The sequence below is a fragment of the Pseudomonas sp. ANT_J28 genome (assembly GCF_008370005.1).
GTDB lineage: Bacteria > Pseudomonadota > Gammaproteobacteria > Pseudomonadales > Pseudomonadaceae > Aquipseudomonas > Aquipseudomonas frigoris.
In genome coordinates this window covers 1-1,009 of sequence record NZ_VOBM01000103.1, presented here as the reverse complement: position 1 = coordinate 1,009, position 1,009 = coordinate 1, and the positions used below count along the sequence as shown (strand labels likewise).

The following is a 1,009-nucleotide window of genomic DNA, read 5'->3' as shown; positions in this document are numbered from 1 at the left end:
GGTACAACAGTATGAGGCCGAGAAGTTGGGGCAAGCCGGGATCGGCAAGCCGCTGACCTCTGAGCAACAGCGTATTCGCCAGTTGGAGCAAGAAAACCGTCAGCTCAAGATGGATAACGATGTATTAAAAAAAGCCACCGCCTTCTTTGCCCGCGAGCTGAAGTAACGTACCGCTTGGTTCGGCAGCTGCAACAGAAGGCTTATTCGGTGGCGTATGTGTGCCGTTTGTTGGGGGTTAGTCGATCCGGCTTCTACGAGGCCAACAAGCGCGCTGAGGCTCCTGCATCGATCTGCCCCGTTGCTCTGCAACTCAAGGCGTCGTTTGCTGAAAGTGGCGGCTGTTATGGCAGTCGCCCATTGCGTAAAGCGTTACGCGCAAAGGGTATGGAAGTAGGCATTTACAAGATTCGCCGCATGATGCGCGTCAACGGCCTGCGTTCGGCCTGGAAGCGTAAATTTGTGCACACCACCGACAGCAAACATGACCTGCCGATTGCTGAAAATGTATTGAACCGCCAATTTGAACCCGAGGCGGCGAACAAGGCCTGGGTAGCAGACATTACCTACATCCGAACCCGCAGTGGCTGGTTGTATCTGGCTGTGGTGCTGGACTTGTTCTCACGCAAGGTAGTGGGCTGGTCAATGGCGCCGAACATGCCCGCTGAACTGGTGTGCAGTGCAATGCAGCTGGCGGTTGCTCAACGTCAACCGCCACCCGGCTTGATCGCCCACTCGGATCGCGGCAGCCAGTACGCGAGTGCGAGCTACAGAGCGCTGCTGGCAAGAAGTGACATGCAGCAAAGCATGAGCCGTAAAGGTAACTGCTGGGATAACGCAGTGATGGAGCGCTTCTTCCTGAGCTTGAAAATGGAGCGCGTATGGCGACGTGATTACGCCAACCATGCCGAGGCGATACGCGACATCACTGAGTACATCGTTGGGTTTTACAACAACGAACGGCTGCACTCGAAACTGGGATATCTGCCACCGACCGTTTACGAACGGGCGA

General features: G+C 55.7%; 1 pseudogene. It reads left to right on the top strand.

The annotated features are described in order from the left end of the window. A pseudogene (locus FQ187_RS29855) lies at positions 1–1,009 on the top strand (IS3 family transposase); the annotation flags it as partial.